General features: G+C 72.2%; 19 protein-coding genes. 8 read left to right on the plus strand and 11 right to left on the minus strand.

Annotated features, from left to right (window positions below; all coding sequences use genetic code 11):
• Positions 1 to 356 precede the first annotated feature (356 nt).
• Positions 357 to 1115 (minus strand): SDR family oxidoreductase, encoded by a 759-nt coding sequence (locus ACFYTE_RS26030; protein ID WP_388714956.1) that lies wholly within the window; start codon positions 1113 to 1115, stop codon positions 357 to 359.
• 134 nt (positions 1116 to 1249) lie between these two features.
• Positions 1250 to 2269 (minus strand): Gfo/Idh/MocA family protein, encoded by a 1020-nt coding sequence (locus tag ACFYTE_RS26035; protein ID WP_388715293.1) that lies wholly within the window; start codon positions 2267 to 2269, stop codon positions 1250 to 1252.
• A gap of 513 nt (positions 2270 to 2782) precedes the next feature.
• On the opposite strand from ACFYTE_RS26035, the gene ACFYTE_RS26040 reads away from it, so the two are divergent.
• The 4 genes from ACFYTE_RS26040 (at position 2783) to ACFYTE_RS26055 (ending at position 7790) form a co-directional block, all read left to right on the plus strand.
• Positions 2783 to 5020: a GDSL-type esterase/lipase family protein gene (locus tag ACFYTE_RS26040; protein ID WP_388714958.1), complete on the plus strand. Its 2238-nt coding sequence runs from the start codon at positions 2783 to 2785 to the stop codon at positions 5018 to 5020.
• Positions 5021 to 5338: 318 nt separating this feature from the next.
• Positions 5339 to 6334 carry a small ribosomal subunit Rsm22 family protein gene (locus ACFYTE_RS26045; RefSeq protein WP_388714961.1) on the plus strand — a complete coding sequence of 332 codons (996 nt, stop codon included), beginning with the start codon at positions 5339 to 5341 and terminating at the stop codon, positions 6332 to 6334.
• Positions 6335 to 6343: 9 nt separating this feature from the next.
• The gene (locus tag ACFYTE_RS26050) at positions 6344 to 6958 is read left to right on the plus strand and encodes a TetR/AcrR family transcriptional regulator (RefSeq protein WP_388714964.1); all 615 of its coding nucleotides are present in this window, start codon (positions 6344 to 6346) and stop codon (positions 6956 to 6958) included.
• Positions 6959 to 7052: 94 nt separating this feature from the next.
• Positions 7053 to 7790 (plus strand): bifunctional DNA primase/polymerase, encoded by a 738-nt coding sequence (locus tag ACFYTE_RS26055; protein WP_388714967.1) that lies wholly within the window; start codon positions 7053 to 7055, stop codon positions 7788 to 7790.
• A gap of 209 nt (positions 7791 to 7999) precedes the next feature.
• Here ACFYTE_RS26055 and ACFYTE_RS26060 read toward each other — a convergent pair whose 3' ends face one another.
• From ACFYTE_RS26060 to ACFYTE_RS26090, 7 genes are all read right to left on the minus strand, one after another.
• A complete protein-coding gene (locus ACFYTE_RS26060; RefSeq protein WP_388714970.1) occupies positions 8000 to 9007 on the minus strand; it encodes a hypothetical protein in 1008 nt (335 codons plus the stop codon).
• Between the two features lie 106 nt (positions 9008 to 9113).
• Positions 9114 to 9971, minus strand: a complete 858-nt coding sequence (gene efeU / locus ACFYTE_RS26065) for an iron uptake transporter permease EfeU (RefSeq protein ID WP_388714973.1) — start codon at positions 9969 to 9971, stop codon at positions 9114 to 9116.
• A 3-nt stretch (positions 9972 to 9974) separates the two neighbouring features.
• The gene (efeB, locus tag ACFYTE_RS26070; protein WP_388714976.1) at positions 9975 to 11228 is read right to left on the minus strand and encodes an iron uptake transporter deferrochelatase/peroxidase subunit; all 1254 of its coding nucleotides are present in this window, start codon (positions 11226 to 11228) and stop codon (positions 9975 to 9977) included.
• 12 nt (positions 11229 to 11240) lie between these two features.
• A complete protein-coding gene (gene efeO, locus ACFYTE_RS26075; RefSeq protein ID WP_388714979.1) occupies positions 11241 to 12383 on the minus strand; it encodes an iron uptake system protein EfeO in 1143 nt (380 codons plus the stop codon).
• A gap of 163 nt (positions 12384 to 12546) precedes the next feature.
• Positions 12547 to 13365 (minus strand): heme ABC transporter ATP-binding protein, encoded by an 819-nt coding sequence (locus ACFYTE_RS26080; protein WP_388714982.1) that lies wholly within the window; start codon positions 13363 to 13365, stop codon positions 12547 to 12549.
• Positions 13366 to 13423: 58 nt separating this feature from the next.
• On the minus strand, positions 13424 to 14506 hold the full coding sequence (locus ACFYTE_RS26085; RefSeq protein ID WP_388714984.1) for a FecCD family ABC transporter permease: 1083 nt from the start codon (positions 14504 to 14506) through the stop codon (positions 13424 to 13426).
• On the minus strand, positions 14503 to 15525 hold the full coding sequence (locus tag ACFYTE_RS26090) for a hemin ABC transporter substrate-binding protein (protein WP_388714986.1): 1023 nt from the start codon (positions 15523 to 15525) through the stop codon (positions 14503 to 14505). The genes ACFYTE_RS26085 and ACFYTE_RS26090 overlap by 4 nt, the downstream gene beginning before the upstream one ends.
• A gap of 112 nt (positions 15526 to 15637) precedes the next feature.
• Here ACFYTE_RS26090 and ACFYTE_RS26095 point away from each other — a divergent pair, with 112 nt between their 5' ends.
• From ACFYTE_RS26095 to ACFYTE_RS26105, 3 genes are all read left to right on the plus strand, one after another.
• Complete coding sequence (locus tag ACFYTE_RS26095) at positions 15638 to 17041, plus strand: HtaA domain-containing protein (RefSeq protein ID WP_388714989.1); 1404 nt, start codon at positions 15638 to 15640, stop codon at positions 17039 to 17041.
• Between the two features lie 68 nt (positions 17042 to 17109).
• Positions 17110 to 18633, plus strand: a complete 1524-nt coding sequence (locus ACFYTE_RS26100; protein ID WP_388714992.1) for an HtaA domain-containing protein — start codon at positions 17110 to 17112, stop codon at positions 18631 to 18633.
• Between the two features lie 18 nt (positions 18634 to 18651).
• Entirely contained in the window at positions 18652 to 19296 is a 645-nt protein-coding gene (locus ACFYTE_RS26105) for a PhzF family phenazine biosynthesis protein (RefSeq protein ID WP_388714995.1), read from the plus strand.
• Between the two features lie 319 nt (positions 19297 to 19615).
• Here the strand turns inward: ACFYTE_RS26105 and ACFYTE_RS26110 are convergent, their stop codons facing one another.
• Positions 19616 to 20263, minus strand: a complete 648-nt coding sequence (locus ACFYTE_RS26110) for a heme oxygenase (biliverdin-producing) (protein WP_388714998.1) — start codon at positions 20261 to 20263, stop codon at positions 19616 to 19618.
• 126 nt (positions 20264 to 20389) lie between these two features.
• Positions 20390 to 21247, minus strand: coding sequence for a type I methionyl aminopeptidase (gene map / locus ACFYTE_RS26115; RefSeq protein WP_388715000.1), 858 nt, complete (start codon positions 21245 to 21247; stop codon positions 20390 to 20392).
• A gap of 58 nt (positions 21248 to 21305) precedes the next feature.
• On the opposite strand from map, the gene ACFYTE_RS26120 reads away from it, so the two are divergent.
• Positions 21306 to 21536, plus strand: a complete 231-nt coding sequence (locus ACFYTE_RS26120) for a hypothetical protein (protein ID WP_388715003.1) — start codon at positions 21306 to 21308, stop codon at positions 21534 to 21536.
• The last annotated feature ends 156 nt before the right edge of the window (positions 21537 to 21692 follow it).

A 21692-nucleotide genomic window follows, 5' to 3' on the forward strand; every position in this document is an offset into this window, starting at 1 on the left:
CCGACGCTCACCCCGGGAACGGACGGATCACCTGGCAGTTGGGGCGGGACCCGGCCGCCGATGCGGGACGGCCGGCGTGGGGTCGGCGCCGTAACTGAGCGGGCCGGGGCGGGAATTGAGCGGCAGCCGTTCCACTCCCGGTGCGTACCCCGCGGGCTTGCGCGAGGTCCACCCCCCTCCGGGGCGTGGTGGAACGGCTGCCGCTTCCCCCCTCGGTGTGGTTCGCGGAACCCCGGTGCTCCAACTGTGAAGCTCCGGTGGAGGAAAGTTGAGCATAAGCCCCCGACCGGCCGCAATAGCACGGATGTTGGAATTCCGTTTGTGCAGATCGGAGTTGACGGAGTAGGGGGGCTCGCTCAGCCGCGGCCCACGTACGGCATCGCCGTCGCCAGCACCGTCGCGAACTGCACGTTCGCCTCCAGGGGCAGCTCCGCCATGTGCCGTACGGTACGGGCCACGTCGGCGACGTCCATCACCGGTTCCGGGGCTACCTCCCCGTTGGCTTGCAACGCCCCCGTCCCCATGCCGGCCGTCATGTCGGTGGCCGCGTTGCCGATGTCGATCTGGCCGACCGCGATGCCGTACGGCCGCCCGTCCAGCGACAGGGACTTGGTCAGGCCGGTGAGCGCATGCTTGGTCGCGGTGTAGGCGACCGACCGCGGCCGGGGCGTGTGCGCCGAGACCGAGCCGTTGTTGATGATCCGGCCGCCCCGGGGATCCTGCTCCTTCATCTGCCGGTACGCCGCCTGCGCGCACAGGAACGCCCCGTTGAGGTTGGTGTCCACCACGTGCCGCCAGGCCTCGTAGGGCAGGTCCTCGACCGGGACACCGCCCGGCCCGAACGTGCCCGCGTTGTTGAACAGCAGGTCGACCCGGCCGAAGCGGTCCACGGCCGCGGCGAACAGTTCCGCGACGTCGTCCGGCCGTGCCACGTCCGCGCGTACGAGCAGCGCGTCGCCCTCGGGTGCCAGCGCCGCCGTCCCGGCGAGCCGCTCGGCCCGCCGCCCGGCCAGCGCCACCGCCCAGCCCGCGTGCAACAACTCCACGGCGACCGCCCGCCCGATACCGGACCCGGCGCCGGTCACCACCGCGATCTTCGATTCCCTGTCGGTCATGGCACCGCAGCGTAGGCGCCGACTCCGTCATGCGGAATCCGGTGTCCGCCATACGACTGGCGGCAGCGTCGCCGTCGTAGCCGTTGTGCGGGTCGCCGTCGTACGCGTCGCCGCTGTCGCAGCGGACGACCGGCTCAGGCGGACGCCGGGACGGGCACGGCATCGCCCGGGTACCGCACCCCGACCCGCTCCCGGATCGCGTCCAGCGTCCGCATCACGGCGAGCGTGCCCGACAGCGGCACGAGCGGGGACTCCGGCTCGCCGGCCCGCAGCGCGCGCATGACCTCCGCTGCCTCGTGCCGCAGGGTGTGCGGCGGCCCTTCGGACGGTTCGAGGACGAACTCCTCGGGGTCACGGCCGTCGCGGTGCAGCACGAACCGGTCCGGGTGGAAGAAGCCGCCCGGTACGTCGATCCGGCCGAGCGATCCGGTCACCGACGCGGTGACCGCCGTACCGCCGACGATCGAGCAGTGCACCGAGGCCAGTGCCCCGCCGTCCCAGGACAGCAGCGCGCCCGTCTGGAGGTCGACGCCCTCCGCGGACAGCACCGAGCGGGCCTCGACCGCGTCCGGCTCGCCGAGCAGCAGGTGCGCGAACGACACCGGGTAGACGCCGAGGTCGAGCAGCGCGCCGCCGCCCAGCGCCGGGTCGCGCAGCCGGTGCGCGGGTGGGAAGGGGCCCGCGAGCCCGAAGTCGGCCTGCACGGTGCGGATTTCGCCGATCGCCCCGGAGTCGACCAGCGCCTTCAGCCGGCGCACCAGCGGATTGCAGTACATCCACATCGCCTCCATCAGGAAGCGGCCGCCATCGCGGGCCAGCGCGACCAGCTCCTCCGCCTCCCGTGCGTTCAACGTGAACGCCTTCTCGCACAGCACGTTGCGCCCGGCCTCCAGGCACAGCCCGGCCGCCGCGCGGTGCGCCGAGTGCGGGGTGGCGACGTACACGACGTCGATGCCCTCGTCCTGGGCCAGTGCCTCCCAGGTGCCGTAGGCCCGGGAGATGCCGAACCGCTCGGCGAACGCCCGCGCCGAGTCCTCCGTGCGCGAGGCCACCGCCACGATCTCGGCGTCCGGCAGATCCACCAGGTCCGCCGCGAACGCGGCCGCGATGCCGCCCGTCGCCAGGATGCCCCACCGCACGCTCTGCTCCGCCATTCCGGCCCCGCCCTCGCTCATGAATACCTCGGCACTGTGTACGAACCGAGAGCATAGGTGCCTGTTCCACCACACGGGCCGGCCGCACGGGCCGCAAGGGGAGGGGACCCAGGCCCGAACGCGCGGCGGAACCGGCATCCGAGACGGCGGAACCGGCATCCGAGACGGCGGAACCGTCCGCGGGCGGCGAACCCGCGCGCCGCACGGCACGCCGTACCGACTCGCGGGGGAGAGCCGCCGGTGGCCCGGACTCGTTCCAGTCGGCCGCCAAGCTGCCCGGCACGAAGTCCCGCCGCACGCCGGTGAGTTCGATCCCCTCGCATCCGCCGTCGACTTCAGGACTTTCACACCATGCTCGCCTGTTGTGTGGGTGGGAACCATTGTGGACGGCGCCTTGGGGCCCGAAGCTACGCGCGTGGATTCGTCAGGTCCACGTCATATTTTCTGGAAGGAAGGTGCTCCTTGACGTTAAAGATCAGTCGGGCCCTCGCGCTGGTTTCGTCCGGAGCCGTCATGGTGACGGGTCTGGCCGGCCTCGGCTCGGCTCCGGCCGTCGCGGCTGACTCAAGAGGTATCAAAGTAGACATTGTCGGTGACTCCTACTCCGCGGGTGAGGGGATGGCCGGCACCTACTTCAATGCCGAAGATCCCCGGCACCGGTCTCCCTACGCGGCCGGAGCGCAGGCGATGCAGCGGGTCGAGGACGCCAATCCGGATGTGAATCTGGACGGCGCCACGGGTGCGTCCTCGGGTGCCGTCTCCAAGGACTTCTTCGCGCCTCAAGCGCCCGAGTCGTCCGGGGATCCGGTGGTCAACACACCGCAGCGGGACCTGGTCAGGCCCGACGCGGACGCTGTGATCGTCGGTTTCGGCGGCAACGACGCCCACTTCGCCGAAGTGCTGACCGATGCCATCACCTCGGGCACCGGTAAGGCATTCGAGAAGGTGCTCAAAGACCTCAAACCCATGCTCAACTCGGAGCTGAGCGCGGAGGAGTACCGGAATCAGGCGGCGAACTCGGCGCCGGGCCAGGCGCCCACGGTGACCGCGCGACTGCTGCAGGTCTACCAGGCGTTACAGAAGCGGGCTCCGGGAGCCAAGCTGGTGGTGCCGAACTATCCGCTGGCCATCGACCCGAAGGTCAAAGCGCCTTATTACAGCGGTTTCAGCAAGTACGAACTGGAACGGGTCCAGGAGTTCGGGAAGCAGCTCAACGCCGCGATCGCCAAGGCGGTAGAGGTGTGCGGTTGCGCCGAACTGGCCGATGTCTCCAAGTCGATGGGCGGGCGGGAGGTATACACCGACAATCCGGGGCTCACCGATCTGGGCGTGATCTTCACCGGCAGCGTCGGTCAATGGAGCAAGCACGAGCCGTTCCACCCGAACACCCACGGTGGAGCGTTGATGGCCGACGCCATCGCCAAGGCGCTGGCCAAGGCGCTGGGACTGAAGTCGCCACCGGCACTTGGCGACAAGCTGACGCCGTTCGGCAAACTGCGCGAGTTGGTGCCGGACGTCAATGGTGACGGTATCGACGACCGCGCCGTCCGGACCCACAAGAAGCCCAAGAAGTTCCGGCCCAACCCTCTTGGCACGCTACCCATTGGCACGAGCCAGCCCCCAACACCCGACACGACTCCGGGCAAGAGCAAGGGCAAGGGCACGGGCACGGGCACGGGTTCGGCTCCGGGGAAGGGCACGGGCAAGGACACGGGTTCTCCGGGTAAGGGCTCGGCTCCGGGTAAGGGCTCGGGTTCGGCTTCCGGTGGGGGCTCGACTCCGGGTAAGGGCACGGGCTCGAATCCCGGCACCGGTACGGGCAAGGGCACGGGCACGGCTCCCGGCACGGGCAGCGGCACCGGCACCGGCTCGGGTTCGGCTCCCGGTAGGGGCTCGACTCCGGGTAAGGGCTCGGGTTCGACTCCGGGTAAGGGTTCGGGCTCGAATCCCGGCACGGGCACCGGTACCGGTACGGGCAAGGACACCGGCACGGACACCGGCACCGGCACTGGTACGGGCAGTGGCACGGCTCCCGGCACGGGCACGGGCACTGGCACTGGTTCGGGCAGTGGCTCGGCTCCCGGCACGGGCACGGGCACTGGCACTGGTACGGGCAGTGGCTCGGCTCCCGGCAGGGGCGCCGGCACTGGTTCGGCTCCTGGCACGGGCAGTGGCTCGCTTCCGGGTAGGGGCGCAGCCACCGGCACCGCTCCGGGTACGGGCAGTGGTGCCTCGGCTCCCGGTACGCTTCCGAGCCGCCAGGCGGCCACCGGCGCGGCCGACGGCGGCTCTTCGGCCGCCACGCAGCCCGCGAACACGCCGGGCCCGATACCCGGCCTCGACCCGACCGCAGGGCTGCCCTCGGTTGGCAGCACCATCAACCCGGCGCCGGCCCCGCAACCAGCCCCCGCCGCCTGGAGCACCATCCCCGGCAACATGCCCGGCACCGGCTCCCCCAGCAGCACCGGGAGTGGCATCATCGGGAGTTCCGGCGCCTGGAGCAACATCCCGGGCAACATGCCCAACGTGGGAACCAGCTCTCCCGGCAGCAGCGGCATCGGCGGTGGCTACGGCACCGTCAACCCCGGCGCCTACGGCGGTGGCTTCGGCTCCGGCAACCCCAGCGGTTCGGGCATCGGAGGCAGCACCGGCGGGTCCGGCATCGGAAGCAGCCCCGGCAGCTCCGGCGTCGGGGGCAGCCCCGGCGGCACCGGCGGCTCGGGCGTGGGCGGCTGCGGCGCCTGCTCGTAGGCCCCCGGCCTCCAGTTCGGCCCGGTCACCCCACGGTGACCGGGCCGATCGCCTGCCAGGCCACCGTCACCATCACCTCGATCCTGCACCGACTGCAGCCCACCCAGGGACACGGGGAACGGCGCGCCCAGCCACAACGCACCCGCACAGACCCTCATCCCCCGGGGTCCGTCTGCGCTCACGCGCCGACTGCAGCCCACCCAGGTACACGGGGAACGGCGCGCTCAGCCACAACGCACCCGCACAGGCCCCCCACACCGCACCCCGACGGCGCAGGCCCCCGCACCCCCGGGACGGTACGGCTCCTACAATCGCCCCGTGAACGAACGTCCGGCCGAACGACTCCGCGCCGCGCTGGCCGGTCTGCTCGACGGGCTGCCGCCGTCGCAGGCCGCCTCGGCCGTGGAGCGGCTGATCGCCGCCTACCGGGGCGCCACCCCCACCGACGCGCCGATCCTGCGGCACCGCGCCGACGTCGCCGCGTACGCCGCGTACCGGATGCCCGCGACCTTCGAGGCGGCGCGCAGCGCGTTCGCCGCGTTCGCGGACGCCGTCCCCGGCTGGGCACCGGCCGGCCACACGGACATCGGCGGCGGGACCGGCGCCGCGACCTGGGCGGTCAGCGCCACCTGGGCGGGCACCCGGCCGGTGACCGTGCTGGACTGGGCCGAGCCCGCGCTCGCGCTGGGCCGGGAGATCGCCGCCGCCCAGCCGACGCTGCGCGAGACCCGCTGGCGGCGGGAACGGATCGGCGCCGGCCTGACCCTCGACGCCGTGGACCTCGTCACCGTCTCCTACGTCCTCAACGAGCTGTCCGCGGCCGACCGCGCCGCCCTCGTCGACGCCGCCGCGGCCGCCGCACGGGCCGTCGTGATCGTCGAGGCCGGCACCCCCGACGGTCACGCCCGCGTCATCGAGGCCCGGAACCGGCTGATCGACGCCGGGTTCCGGATCGCCGCGCCCTGCCCGCACAGCGCCGGCTGCCCGCTCGTGCCCGGCGCCGACTGGTGCCACTTCTCGGCCCGGGTCAGCCGCTCCTCCCTGCACCGGCAGGTCAAGGGCGGCTCGCTGCCGTACGAGGACGAGAAGTTCAGCTACGTCGCCGCCACCCGCCTCCCGGCGGTACCGGTACCCGCCCGGATCGTCCGCCGCCCGCAGCTGCGCAAGGGACAGGTCCTGCTCGACCTGTGCGAGGCCGGCGAACGGCTGCACCGTGCGACGGTCACCAAACGCCACGGCGACCTGTACAAGGCGGCCCGGGACGCGGACTGGGGCGACCCCTGGCCGCCCGCCGCACCGGATCCCATGGGTTAGCTTCACCCCATGGTCAAGAAGCCCGCCCCGGACGCCAGCCGCCGCAGCGAGACGTCGCGCCGCGCCATCTACGCCGCCGCCCTCGCCCTCGTCGTCGAGGTCGGGTACCCGAAGACCACCGTCGAGGCGATCGCCGCGCGGGCCGGGGTCGGCAAGCAGACCATCTACCGGTGGTGGCCGGCCAAGGCGGACGTCCTGCTGGAGGCGTTCCTGGACCTGGCCGAGCAGTCGGCCCGGGAGCTGGGCCAGGAACCGTACCGGATCCCCGACACCGGGGACGTCGCCGCCGACCTCAAGGCGGTGCTGCGGGCCACGGTGGACGAACTGCTCGATCCCCGGTTCGAGGCACCCTCCCGCGCCCTCGCCGCCGAGGGCCTCGTCAACGAGCAGCTGAGCCGCGAGTTGGTCGGCAAACTGCTCGGACCACAGCTACAGCTGTATGTCGACCGGCTCCGTTCCGCCCAGGACGCGGGGCAGGTACGGGCGGACGTGGACCCGCGCATCGCCCTGGAACTGTTCGTATCGCCGCTGGCCCAGCGCTGGCTGCAGCACACCGGACCGATCTCGTACGCGTACACGGACACCCTGGTCGACTACGCCCTCAACGGCCTGGCCCCGCGCTGACCGCACCCCCCGGACGGGGCCCGCGGTGCCCCGAGGCGCCGGATGGTGGGACCATGGGGCATGTTGTCCGCACACCAGCGAGGCGAGGGGATTGATGAGCGCGACGTTCGGCGACCGGTCCGGTCGGCAGGGCAAACTCTCCCAGTGGCTGCGGGGCCGCCGCACGTCACCGACCGCCGACACCGGCGGCCGTGAGGAACTGCTGCTCGCCGCCGCCGCAGCCGGACTGCCCCTCGCGCCCGCCGCGCACCCCGCCCCCGGCTACCGCTGTTCCTGCGATCGCGTCGGCTGTCCCACCCCCGCCCGGCACCCGGTGTCGTTCGCCTGGCAGACGCAGTCCACCACCGACCGCGCCCAGATCGAGCGCTGGGCCCGGCACCAGCAGCAGGCCAACTTCATCACCGCGACCGGCATGGTGCACGACGTCCTCGACGTGCCCCTGGAGGCCGGCCGGCAGGCGCTGCGGCGGCTGCTCGACTCCGGCGTCGAGGTCGGCCCGGTCGCCGAGAGCGACGACGGCCGCATGCTGTTCTTCACTCTCACCCGCGGTACCCCCGAGGACGAGGACGAGTGGTGGCCGTGCGAGCTGGACTGCCACCCCGAGACCATGGACGAGCACCCCGGGCTGCGCTGGCACTGCCGCGGCTCGTACGTGCTGGTGCCGCCCGCCCGGCTGCCCGGCGACGACGACCAGCAGGTGCGCTGGGTGCGCGGCCCTGAGCATGCGCTGCCCGATCCGCTGAGCCTCCTGGAAGCCCTCACGGACGCCTGCGCCCGCCACGCAGACGAACAACCCAACCACACCCCCCCAACCTGGCCCCTACGCCACTAGCCCGTTCCCCCGGCCAGGCCAGCGCCCCAAAGGGGAACCTGGACCCGATCCGCCGGGCCGGGCAACGCCCCAAAGGGGCGCGGGGAACTGCGCGCCCAGCCACAACGCACCCGCAGACAACAACGCAGCCGCACACAACAACAACGCACCCGCACCCAACAACGACGCCGCACGCCAACGACAAAACACGGCCAAACCCAGCGGAGCGCTCAGTCGCCCTGCGCCCCCGTCAGCCCCTGAATCCGCCCCAGCAGCGACACCTGCCCGCCCCCGGAACCGGAACCACGCTTCGGGTCGAGGGCGACCTCGTTGGAGACGAACTCCAGGGTCAGCGACTGCTTGATCTCGCCCTTCGTCAGGGCCTGCACATCCTCGTCCGGGGCCGGCACGGAGGCGCCCGCGGCGGCGGTCTGCTTCTCGAAGTGGCGTGTGGTGAAGAACACCAGCGCCCCGCCGTCGGCCGTGCGCAGCGCGAGCGGCGCGTAGTCACCGCCGGTCAGCGGCTCGTCGATGTACTGCCGGGCCAGCCCCGGCTTGCTGGCCTGCCGCGTACGCGTGGCGCGCCAGTCGCTGGTGTGCGCGCCGTCCGCGAAGACGCTGCCGCCGCTCGTCAGGTACGTCGCGTACTTTTCGCTCAGTTCCTGCGGCGCGACGGACAGGTCCGCCGATCCGGCCGGGACGGCCTCGGCCCAGCCGTTCGCGTCGAGCTTGAACTCGGGCAGCTTGTCCGGGGCGACCAGCGTGAGGTACGCCACCTGGAACGGCTCGCTCAGGGCGTCGCGGGTGAACACGAACAGCCAGCGGGCGCTGCCGCCCTTGTTGGCGGTGGCGTCGGCGACGAACCAGCGCGGCCAGCCCGCCTTCTTGGGGATGGTGAACTCGGCGTCCGACAGTTTCAGCGGCTGGTGACCTGGATTGCCGCCCGGACTGTTCGCGTGGCCCGCCTTCAGCCGGGCCCCGTCGATGTCGGCGAGCGCGCCCGTGACGTGGCCGGCGTCCAGGGAGCTGTCGAACGCCTTGTCCGCCGCGTTGTAGGCGTCCGTGAACTCCTCCAGCGCCTTCGCCGCCTCGGCCTTGGTGGTGGCCGGGAGCACCTCGCGCTCCCCGTGCACCACCACGCATCCGCTCGCGGTCAGCGACAAAGCGGTCAGCGAGGCCGCTATGAGTGCCTTCCGGCCACGCCCGCGGAGCCCGCGCGGACTGCGATCCCTGGTCATGAGGTCCCGTCACCTTCCTCTTCCCGGAGCCGAACCCTACCGGGAGCGAAGGCCGTTCGAACGCCGGGTTCTCCCACCGCGCCCGCACCGTGACCGGCGGACGGCGTCAGGCCTTGTCACGCACCGTCGCCGGCGTCGGCTGTGGTTGCCTGCCGCCGCTACCCGGGCGGTACGGCACGAGGAACAGGGCCAGTGTGGGGATCAGATAGAGCAGCCACACCGTGACCTGGACGACGGTCGGGTCGGGCTGGAAGTTGAGGACGCCCTTCAGGAGCGTGCCGTACCAGCTGTCCGGCGGGATCGTGCCGCTGATGTCGAAGGCCAGGTCCCGGATGCCCGGGATCCAGTCGGCCTCCTGGAGGTCGTGGACGCCGTACGCGAGCACGCCCGCCGCGACCACCACGAGCATGCCGCCGGTCCAGGTGAAGAACTTGGCCAGGTTGATCTTCAGCGCGCCCCGGTAGAACAGCCAGCCCAGCAGCACCGCGGTGGCCAGGCCCAGGGCGACGCCGATCAGCGGGCGCGGGGTGCCGTCGCTCGCCGCGTGCACGGACGCCCACACGAACAGCGCGGTCTCCAGGCCTTCGCGGCCCACCGCGAGGAACGCCGTGGCGACCAGCGCCCCCGTGCCCATGGCCAGCGCCGCGTCCAGCCTGCCGTGCAGCTCGGACCGCAGATGCCGGGCGGTGCGCCGCATCCAGAAGACCATCCAGGTCACCAGTGCCACCGCGACGATCGACAGTGAGCCGCCGAGCGCTTCCTGGGCCTCGAACGTCAGCTCCTGGGAGCCGAATTCGAGCGCGCACCCGAAGCCCATGGCGATGGCGACCGCGATGCCGATGCCGATCCAGATCGGTTTCAGCGCGTCCCGGCGCCCGGTCTTGACCAGATAGGCGATCAGGATGCAGACGACGAGGCTGGCCTCCAGCCCCTCGCGCAGACCGATCAGATAGTTGGAGAACACGGGCTACGCCTCCTCGGTCAGCAGCGTCCGGCCCCACCAGTCGTCCGCGTCGCGGACGCCGGGCGGGATCGCGAAGACAGCAGAACCCACGTGCTGGATGTACTCGTTGAGCGCGTCCGACGCCGCCAGCCGGCGCTGGAGCGGAATGAATCCCGTGCGGGGGTCGCGCTGGTAGGCCAGGAAGAACAGGCCCGCGTCCAGCCGGCCGAGCCCGTCGGTGCCGTCGGTGAAGGAGTAGCCCCGGCGCAGGATCGTGATCCCGCCGTTGGCGTCGGGGTGGGCGAGCCGGACGTGCGCGGTGGGCTTCATCGCCTTCAGGAACGGCTCGTCGTGCTCCTTCGGTTTGCCGGCCGGGGCGCCCTCGCCCTTGTCGCGGCCGAAGACGTCCTCCTGTTCCTGGAGCGACGTCCGGTCCCAGGTCTCGATGTTCATGCGGATGCGCCGTGCGACGAGGTACGACCCGCCGGTCATCCACGCCGGTCCGTCCCCGTCGCCGGCCCAGACGAACTTGTCCAGCCGGTCCTTCTCGGTGCCCGCGATGTTGCGGGTGCCGTCCTTGAACCCGAAGAGGTTGCGCGGGGTCTGGGCGTCCGGGGTCGTCGACGACGTCTTGCCGAAGCCGAGCTGCGACCAGCGGACGGCGACCGTGCCGAAGCCGATGCGGGCCAGGTTGCGGATGGCGTGCACGGCGACCTGCGGATCGTCGGCGCAGGCCTGGATGCACAGGTCGCCGCCGGTGCGCGCCGCGTCGAGGTTGTCGCCGGGGAACTTGGGCAGGTCGACGAGGGCCGTGGGCCGCCGGTCCGCGAGCCCGAACCGGTCGAACAGGGACGGCCCGAACCCGAGGGTGAGCGTCAGCCGGGACGGCTTCAGTCCCAGCGCCTCGCCGGTGTCGTCGGGCGGCGCCTCGGCCAGCCCGCCGTAGGCGCCCTCGCCGACCGTGCGGCCCGCGGTCATCCGGCGGGCGGCGGCCGTCCAGTCCTTGAGGAGCCGGACGAACGCGGCGCGGTCGTCGGTCTTCACGTCGAACGCGGCGAAGTGCAGCCGGTCCTGCACGGGCGTGGCGATGCCCGCCTGGTGGTCGCCGTGGAAGGCGATCGCGGTGCCCGCCTCGGCGGCGGCCGGGTCGGCGTCCTGGCCGGTGCGGGTCATCGCGACGGCGCCGCCGGCCGTGGCGGCGCCGAGCGCGAGCCCGGCACCGCCCCAGCCGATCAGCGCGCGCCTTGAGGGGCTGCCGCCCCGCTGGGTCTGTGTCATCGTCGTCCCCGCCTACTTCACGACCGCGGCGGCGAGCTTGGACAGCGGCTCGGCGAGCGCGTTCACCGCGTCCGACAGCTCCTTGCGCTGTTCCTCGGTGACCTTGTCGTACGAGACGAACGCGTAGGAGGTCTTGTCGGAGCTGTCGGAGCGGTACTTGTCGAGCTGGGCGTCGAGCGCCGCGAACTGCTTGTCCAACTCCCCGGTCAGGGCCGCGTCGTTCGTCGAGGCGACCGGCTTGAGCAGTTCGTACGCCTTCTGCGCGCCCTCGACGTTGCCCTTGAAGTCGACGAGGTCGGTGTGCGCGTAGCGGTCCTCCTCGCCGGTGACCTTGCCGGTGGCGACCTCGTCGAGCAGTTCCTTGGCGCCGTTGGCCATGGAGGTCGGGGTGATCTCCGCGGTGCCGACCCGCTTCTGCCAGTCCTTCAGATCGGTGACCAGCTGGTCGGCGAGGGTCTTCTCCTCGGCGCCGATCTTCTTGTCGTGCCAGAGGGACTTCTCCAGGCGGTGCCAGCCGGTCCACTTCTGGCCCTCTTCGAGCCCGTCCTCGCGGACGTCGACCTTGGGGTCGATGTCGCCGAAGGACTCGGCGACCGGTTCGGTGCGCTCCCAGCCGAGGCGGGAGGGTGCGTAGGCCTTCTTGGCGGCCTCCAGGTCGCCGTCCTTGATCGCCTGTACGAAGGTCTCGACCCGCGGCAGTGTCTCGTCGGCCTGGTCCTGCGCGTACTGGCGGTAGTCGGCGACCGCCTTGTCCAGCTTGGGGTCCCGCTTGGCGGTGCTGCCGCCGGTGACCGTCAGCTTCTGGCGTACGCCGTGGCCCTTCATGCCCGGCCGGCAGGCGATCTCGTACGAGCCCGCCTTCACCTCGGCGGTCAGCGTGTACTTGGTACCGGGGCCGATATTCTCCTTCTCGGAGACGATCCGGTCGTCAGGGAAGAGGATTTCGACCTCGGTGGCCCGGGAGCCCTTGTTCTCTATCTGGAGGGTGACCTGGCCGGCCGGGATCGAGGTGGCCGAGGTGTCGCACGTGGTGTCGGCGGCGGTCACCTGGATCGCGTTGCCGTCCTTCGCGTCGCTCTTCGCGGTGCAGGCCGAGAGGGCGGTCAGGGCGGCCACGGCCGTGGCCGCGGTGACGGTGAGGCGGGCGGCACGCATGCGGGCTCCAAGCGGGAAGCAGTCTGGTGAGGCTGGCCTAACTTATCTGAGGCTTCCCTCACCCATACCCGTCCGGATGGTGATTCAGCTCTCATTGAAAGATCACAGACACGACTTGATCTCGACGGCTCAAAAGTGACGTCAAGGGACGGTAATGGGGAGGTCAAACGGTGCGCCGTGGAGTGATCAGGACGGCTCCGGTGCGGGGGTGCGGGAACACCTCGACCGGCTGCTCGTAGACGTCCGACAGCAGCCGCTCGTCGAACACCTGCGCCGGTGGTCCCTCGGCCGCGACGCGCCCCGCGCACAGGATCGCGACCCGGTGCGCGTAGGCCGCCGCCAGGGCCAGGTCGTGCAGCACCACGACCACCGCGTCACCGGCGCGCGCCCTCTCCCGGCACAGCCGCAGCACCGACTCCTGGTGCTTCAGGTCGAGCGCGGCGGTCGGCTCGTCGAGCAGCAGCAGCGGCGCGTGCTGGGCGAGCACCCGGGCGAGCGCGACCCGGGCCCGCTCCCCGCCGCTGAGCGCGGAGAACGGCCGCAGCGCGAAACCGGTGACCTCCGTCGCCGCCATCGCACGGGCCACCGCCAGGTCGTCCTCCGCGGGGGAGGAGGCGTGCGGCGCGCGGCCCATCCGGACCACCTCCTCCACCGTGAAGGGGAAGGACAGCGTCGACGACTGGGGGAGCACGGCCCGGCGCAGGGCGAGTTCGGCCGCGGACCACTGCGGGGCGGGCCGGCCGTGGATGCGTACGACGCCGGCGGCCGGTGCGAGGTCGGCCGCGAGGGCGCTCAACAGGGTCGACTTTCCGGCGCCGTTGGGGCCGACGAGGGCGAGGAGTTCACCGGCGCGGGCGGACACGTCGACACCGTCCAGCACGGTACGGCCACCCAGGCGGACACACAGCCCCTCGGCCTCGGCGAGCACGGTCCCGTTACCGGCCGGCACGGGAGCGATGGGCCTGCCGCGCAGCAGTCTCACGAGCGAACCCTTTCGACAGGACACCAGCGGGTCGTTTCTGCGGTGCGGGTGGGCGGTGTCATGCCCAACCTCCTTGTCTGCGGCGGGTTCTGCGCAGCAGCCAGAAGAAGAACGGGCTGCCGAGCAGTGCGGTCAGCACGCCGAGCGGGAGTTCGGCGGGCGCGGCGACCGTACGGGCCGTCAGATCCGCGCCCAGCAGCACCAGCGCGCCGAGCAGCGCGCTCGCCGGGATGAGGAAGCGGTGCCCCGGTCCTGCCGCCATCCGCAGCAGATGCGGTACGACGAGGCCGACGAAGGAGATGATCCCGGCGACGCTCACCGCCGCCGCGGTCAGCAGGGCGATGACCAGCACCAGCACCAGCCGCAGCCGCTCCACGTCCACGCCCAGGTGCCGCGCGGGCCGCTCACCCAGCGCCAGCAGATCGAGCCGGCGGGCGTGCCCCGGGGCCAGCGCGAGCCCCAGCACCGCACAGGGCAGCACGGCCAGCACCTTGGGCCAGGTCGCCTGCGACAGCGAGCCGAGCTGCCAGAAGGTGATCTGGTTGACGGCGGCGGTGTCCGCGAAGAACAGGAACAGCCCGATCAACGCGCCGGCGAAGGCGTTCACCGCGATCCCGGTGAGGATCAGCGTCACCACCTCGGTGCGGCCGCCGGAGCGCGACATCCCGTACACCAGCAGGACCGTGCCGAGGCCCGCCGCGAACGCGAACGCCGACACCGTCCAGTCGCCGAGGAAATCCAGGCCGAACGCGATCGCCGCGACCGCGCCGACCGCCGCGCCCGAGGAGACGCCGATGACGCCGGGCTCGGCGAGCGGATTGCCGAAGACGCCCTGCATCAGCGCCCCGGCGCAGCCGAGCGAGGCGCCGACGAGCAGCGCCAGCACGATGCGCGGAAAGCGGACGTTCCACAGGACCGACTCGGCCACCCGGTCCAGCGCGGAGCCGCCGAGGCCCGTCCGGTGCAGCACGGAGCCGAGCACATCGCCGGTCGGGATCGGATAGGCGCCGAGGCCCGCGGCCACCGGGACGAGCACCAGCAGCGCGGCGAGCAGTCCGGCGGTGAGCAGCCAGGCGGTGGAGTGCCCGCGGCGCTCGGGGGTCTCGGCGGTCCGCTCGGCCGGTTCGTCGAGCACGGTCACTCGGCACCGTCCCGGTACAGCTGCGCCACCACCGTGGCGAGCACCTGGTCGGTGCGCGCCCCGTAGTTCAGCAGCACCCCGTCCTCGACGGACACGATCCGCCGGTTCATCCCGGCCGGGGTCTGCGCCACACCGGGGATCTTCACCAGTCCGTCGGTTCCGCCGACCGACTCAAGTCCCTTGGCCATCACCAGGATCGCGTCGGGCGCGGCCTCGGCGAGCGCCTCGGTGGTGATCGCGGTGAAGTCCTTCGTCAGGCCCGACTCGGCCCCGGCGTCGACCGCCCCGGCGGCCTCCAGCAGGGAGGTCGCGCCCGAGCCCCGGCCGCCGATGAGATAGACGGAGGCGGAGCCGCGCAGATAGAGGAAGGCGACCCGGGGCCGCTCGGCGTGCTCCGGAATCGTCTTGCGTACGGCGGCGATCCGCTGCTCCGTGCGCCGGGTCAGCTCCGTGCCGGCGGCGGGGACGCCGAGCGCGCCGGCCACCGCCCGGATGCGCGGGCCCACGTCGTCAAGGCCCCGGGCCGCGGCGACCACGAGGACCGGCACCCCGGCCGCGCGGATCTGGTCCATGGCCTCCTCGGGGCCTGTGGTCTCCTCGGCGAGGACCAGATCGGGCCGCAGGGAGAGCACGCTCTCCGCGGACACATCGTGGTTGCGGGTCACCACCGGGAGCCGCGCCGCCTGCGCGAAGGTGGCGGTGACGTCGCGGGCGACGACCCGGTCGCCGAGCCCGAGGGTGAACACGATCTCGCTGAGGCTGCCGGAGAGCGGCACGATGTGCCGCGCCTGGCGCACCGTCACCGTGCCGCCGTCGGCCGAGGCGACGGTGGCGGGCAGCTCGGGTGCGGGGGTGGCGGGCAGCGGCTCGACGCGGTCGGCCGTGGTGCTCGTCGAGGTGCCCCCGGTTCTTCCCGGTTTCCCGGTCCCTCCCGCGGCTTCGGGGGAGCTGCCGCAGCCGGTCGTGGCCACGGCGAGGGCGAGCACGGAGACCAGTGCTCCCGCCAGTCGGGTGCGCAAGCGTCGCACGGTCCTGTCCCGTTCCCTTCGGTTGCTTCCAGAGACTGCCAGATTGAGCTTAGGTTAGCCTTACCTTTGTTCGCTACCGGTCGTCGTATCCGGAGGACCACCCATGCCCACGCCCCTGCGGCACCCGATCGCCGTGCTGTGCGCGGCCCTTCTGGGCGCACTGCTGCTCCCGGTCACCGCCGCGCACGCCGAGAGCCGCACCGTCCAGGGCGGCCGCCTCGACTGGGGCGTCAAGTCGTCGTTCCAGAGCTATGTCACCGGGCCGGTCGCCCAGGGCGGTTACTCGCTCACCGGCGGCGCGGCCACCGTGGGCGGCAGCCAGTTCCGCTTCCCCTCGGCGACCGGCACCTACGACGGGGCCACCGGGGCGTTCGCCGCGTCCTTCGCGGGCGGCGTGCACTTCGTCGGACACCGCAAGAGCGACGGCTCGTACCAGCTCGACCTCACGCTCAGCCGCCCCACCGTCCGGATCTCCGGCGCCACCGGCACCCTCTATCTGGACGTCACCGGCAAGGCGAAGGACACCGGGAAGGTCACGACGTCCGCACAGGTGCCCTTCGCCTCACTCGCCCTGGGCGGCATCGACATGCGCGGCGGTGGCACGGCCGTCGTCCTGAACAACGTGCCCGCCACGCTGACCGCCCAGGGCGCCACGTCCTTCGCCGGGTACTACGCGGCCGGCACCCCCCTGGACCCGGTCAGCCTGGCCGCCGACGTCAAGGCGGCCGCACGGCCCACCCCCACACCGACCCCCACCGCGAGCGAACCAGCCGGGAAGAAGGCGCCGTCGAAGGGCGGCGCGATCGTGGACGGCGCCGTCGACTGGGGCGTACGCCGCACCTTCCGGGAGTACGTCACCGGCGACATCGCCCGCGGCAAATGGACCCTGAGCGACGGCGCCCGCGACGGCGGGGCCCTCTTCCGCTTTCCGGCGGGCGAGGGCACCTACCGCGACGGCGAGCTGACCGCGAGCTTCGACGGCGCGGTCGGCTTCACCGGCGACCACGGCCTCGACCTGCGGCTGAGCGGCGTCCGGGTCACCGTCGCGGACGGCCGGGGCACCCTCTACGCCGACGTCGGCGGCGACGACTTCGCCGGGAAGAAGGTCCCCTTGGTGACCTTCGCCGCAGCGGACTTCACCGCCCGCGACGGACTGGCCTCGCTCGCCGAGGCCCCGGCGAAGCTCACCGCCGAGGGCGCGCGGGCCTTCGGCGGGCGGTACCCGAAGGGCACCGCGATGGACCCGGTCTCGCTGGCCGTCGCCCTCACCGACGACGCCACGCTGCCCGCGCTGCCCGACCTGGGCAGCGCGGCCGGCCCGACACCGTCGGCCACGCCGGCCCCGGCCCGGGAGACCGCGGCGGAGCCGGCCGTGGCCGACTCCGCGGACGACGGCACCCCCGTCCTGCCGCTCACCCTCGCGGCGGCCGGCCTGCTGCTGGCCGGCGCGGGCGTGGCGGTCGCCGTCCACAGGCGCCGCACCCGCCCGACAGCCGACGAGGACTGAACCCACCCCACTCCACCCCAACCCAACCTGACCTGACCCGCACCCCGACCAAGGAGACGGAACCACCCATGCCTGCCACCACCCCCAGACGCCTCGCCCTCGCCGCCGCCGTCGCGGTCGCCCTCGGCATCGGCGCGTTCCCCGCGACCAGCGCCTCCGCCGCCGAAGTCCCGCTCACCGGCTACGAGTTGACCTGGGGCATCAAGCAGTCCTACCGCACATACGTGACCGGATTCGCGGCCGGCACCTTCACGCCCGCCGACGGCGCGTCCCAGGCGCCCGGCAACGGCGCGTTCACCTTCGTCCGGGGCACGGGCGGCTACGACTCCGACGCGCACACCGTGTCCCTCGGCTTCGAGGGCAGCCTGAAGATCCAGTCCGAGCTGCACGGCTTTGAACTGGCCCTCAACGACGTCAGGTTCGACAGCAAGGAAGCGGAGATCACCGCGGACGTCACCCGCGCGGGCAGCACCACGCAGGACGTACCGCTCGCGACGGTCGCGGTCACCCGCCAGATGACGGACATGGCGACCACGCTCACCAAGGAGGCCGCGGACGTCTTCGGCAGCGCGGGCTACGAGGGCGCGGCCGGCGACCCGCTGACGGTGGTCCAGACGACCTCGCCGTCCCCGTCCCCGTCGGCGCCGGAGACGACCTCACCGACACCCACTCCGCCGCCCACCGCGACCGAGAGCCCCACGCCGTCCTCCCCGTCGGCGACCGCGAGCGGTGCGCCCTCCCCGACGGTCACGCCCGACGCGTCCGCCTCCGAACCGGCCCCCGCCCAGGGCGAGATAGCCGACGGCACGCTCACCTGGGGCGTGAAGGAGTCCTTCCGTGGCTACGTCGTCGACGGGGCGGCCCAGGGCGCCATCACGGTGTCCGACGGCGCCACCCAGGCCACCGGCAACGGGGCGTTCACCTTCCCCGACGCGACCGGCGCCTACGACACCGACGCCGGCACCCTCGACGCCGCCTTCGACGGCGCGGTCACCTTCAAAGGCCATGAGAGCAACGGGAGTTACGGCCTGGACCTGACCCTCGACGGCATCCGGGCACGGCTCGACGGCGGCTCGGGCGAGCTGACCGCCGATGTCACGAGCCTCGGCGAGCGGACCGCGGACGTGGTCCTGGCCGACCTGAAGGCGCCCACGGCGGACCTCACCGCGAAGGAGGACGTCATCACCGTGAAGGACGTCACCGCGACGCTCACCGAGGCCGGCGCGAAGGCATTCGGCGGCTTCTACCGGGCGGGCACCGTGCTCGACCCGGTCGATCTGTCCGTGGCCCTGAGCGACGGCGCCGAACTCCCCTCCGGCGACGGCGGCACGGGCACCTCCGGCGGCACGGGCACCTCCGGCGGCACGGGCGCCTCCGGCGGCACGGGCGCCTCCGGCGGCACGGGCACGGCGAGTGGCGGCGTGACCGGCGCCACGACCGGCGGCGCGACCGGCAGCCTCGCCACGACCGGCTCGGACGTGCCGGCGGGCGCGCTGGGCGCCGCTGCCGCGCTGGCGGTGGCCGCCGGAACCGGCACCGTCCTTGCGCTCCGCAGGCGCCAAGCGGCAGCCCCCGGGGACGCCCGCCCGTGACGATGCTTGAATGCCCGGGTGACTGACTACGACGTGCTGCGCGTCTTCTGCGCGCCGAACGGCGGCTACGGCAACGAACTCGGCGTGGTCCGCGACGGCTCGGTACTGCCCGAGCGGACCGACCGGCAGGCGTTCGCCGCCAAACTCGGCTTCAGCGAGACCGTGTTCGTGGACGACCCGGAGCGCGGCGTCGTCGACATCTACACTCCCACCCTGCGCCTGCCCTTCGCGGGCCACCCCTGCGTCGGCACGGCCTGGCTGCTGGACGTGCCCGAACTGGTCACGCCCGCGGGGGTGGTGGGCGTCCGGCTGGACGGCGAGTTCAGCTGGATCGAGGCCCGCCCGGAGTGGGCGCCGCCGCGCACCCTGCGCCAGTACGCCACGGCCGCCGAGGTCGACGCCCTGCCGGTGCCCGAGCCGGGCACCTGGATCTACGCCTGGGCCTGGGAGGACGAGGCGGCGGGCCGCATCCGCGCCCGCGGCTTCCCTGGCCGGGACGACAGCATCGAGGAGGACGAGGCGACCGGCGCGGCGGCCCTCCTCCTCACAGCCCAGCTGAACCGAGCCCTCAACATAACCCAGGGCAAAGGCTCCCAACTCCTGACAGCCCCCCAACCCCAAGGCTGGATAGAACTAGGAGGCCGAGTAAACCTAGAAATCTAACCCAGGTGCGCGGCCCTGCATCGAACACGCGGCTCCGCCGCGCGAGCGCAAAAAGCCCCAACGCACCCGCACCGTACGACGGACGCGCTCCCCCCAGGGGCGCGGGGAACTGCGCGAGATGCCACATCGCACCCGCACCGTACGACGGACGCGAGCCCCCTAAGGGGCGCGGGGAACTGCGCGAGATGCCATCGCACCCGCACCGTACGACGGACGCGCTCCCCCCAGGGGCGCGGGGAACTGCGCGAAAAGCCACAACGCACCCGCACCCAACAACGAACCCCCCAATGCCAGACGCCCACCGCGCCCCCAGCGAACCTCACGCGCTAAGGGAGAACTCCGCCCCCAACGCCCCGAACACCGCACTATTCAAAGCGAAAGCGCCCCGGCATTCGGCAACAACCCGCTGCTTCTCCAGCTCATCAACGCGCACCGCGTCCAGCAACTCCCGGTAGCCACGCTTGAAGGCGGCCGGGTTGTCGATGCCTTCGAAGACATAGAACCGCACCCCGTCGCCCTTCTTCGCGAACCCCCACGTCCGCTCCGCCTTGTCGCGGATGATCTGACCGCCGGAGAGGTCGCCGAGGTAACGGGTGTAGTGGTGGGCGATGTACCCGCCGGGCCACTGCTCGGCGCACTCCCGCACCCGCTCCGCGTACGCCCGTGTCGCGGGCAGCGCGGAGAGCCCCGCGCGCCATGCGGGCCCGCGCAGATGGGCCAGGTCGCGCTCCAACGCGGGCAGCCTGAACAGCTCCGGGCGGATGAAGGGGCCGACCAGGGCGTCGGACGCCAGCCGCTCCGCCCCGGACTCCAGGGCGTCGTACACGAACCACAGCTGCTCGGTGTAGCGGGCGTACGCGTCGACGCCGAGCCTGCCGCCGAGCAGCGCGCTCATGAACGTCGAGGTCTCCGCCTCCAGGTGCTGGGCACGGGACGCGGTGCGGATGACTGTCGAGAAGGACTCCATGGATCGAATCATCTAAGGTTAGCCTTACCTAAGTCAATGCTTTCCCGACACCCTGTCGGTAAAAGCGTACAAGAAAGAGCCCGCCCCAGCAGGGCGGGCCTCTCGGGACTCTCTGCTCCCCGGCCGCTACGGCAGGGTGAGGATCTCCGCCCCCGAGTCCGTGACCACCAGCGTGTGCTCGAACTGCGCGGTCCGCCTGCGGTCCTTCGTGACCACCGTCCAGCCGTCGTCCCACATGTCGTACTCGTACGTGCCCAGCGTCAGCATCGGCTCGATGGTGAACGTCATCCCCGGCCGGATGACCGTCGTCGCGTGCGGACTGTCGTAGTGCGGGACGATCAGCCCGGAGTGGAAGGACGAGTTGATGCCGTGGCCGGTGAAGTCCCGCACCACCCCGTACCCGAAGCGCTTGGCGTAGGACTCGATGACCCGGCCGATGACATTGAGCTGCCGGCCCGGCCGGACCGCCCTGATCGCGCGGTCGAGGGCTTCCCGGGTCCGCTCCACCAGCAGCCGCGACTCCTCGTCGACGTCCCCGACGAGATACGTCGCGTTGTTGTCGCCGTGCACCCCGCCGATGTACGCCGTCACATCCAGGTTGACGATGTCGCCGTCGCGCAGCACCGTCGAGTCCGGAATGCCGTGGCAGATGACCTCGTTGACGCTGGTGCACAGCGACTTGGGGAAGCCGCGGTAGCCGAGCGTCGACGGGTAGGCGCCGTGGTCGCACATGTACGCGTGCGCCACCGCGTCCAACTCGTCCGTGGTCACGCCCGGCGCGATGATCTTCGCGGCCTCCGCCATCGCCTGTGCGGCGATCCGGCCCGCGACGCGCATCGCTTCGATGGTCTCGGAGGTCTGCACCTCCGACCCGGTGTACGGCGTCGGCGCGGGCTTGCCGACGTACTCGGGGCGGCGGATGTTTCCGGGTACCGAACGGGTGGGAGACAGCTCCCCTGGTACGAGCAGCGACTGGCCAGACATGCCAGCGAGTCTAACCAGCGGGCATGGGGGACCATGTCCCTGGCGAAAGGAGCCGGTCATGGCCCTGTTCAAGAAGCGGACGGTCGGAAAGCCGGGGGAGTGGTACTACTGCCTCGAACACAAGAAGGTCGAGGAGGGGCCGGAGTGCCCGGCCAAGGACCGCTTCGGCCCGTATCCCAGCCGCACGGAGGCCGAGCACGCGATGGCCACCGCCCGGGAGCGCAACGTCGAGTGGGAGAACGACCCACGCTGGCACGACACCGCTGGCCGCTCCACCGACGACGACTGACGAAACCACCTCTGTCCCGCCGGGCCGCGGCCCGGGTGAGGCCCGCCCGGTCGGGGCGTCGCCAGGGGGCGGTGGGCCGGGCGCCGGGGTGCACGGAGCGTGGTAGATGCTGCGGCCGGTCGTCGGAGTGCCGCCGGGCCGGGGCGTGGTGGGCTC

The sequence above is a fragment of the Streptomyces sp. NPDC004629 genome, from assembly GCF_042873595.1.
In the GTDB taxonomy this organism is placed as follows: Bacteria; Actinomycetota; Actinomycetes; order Streptomycetales; family Streptomycetaceae; genus Streptomyces.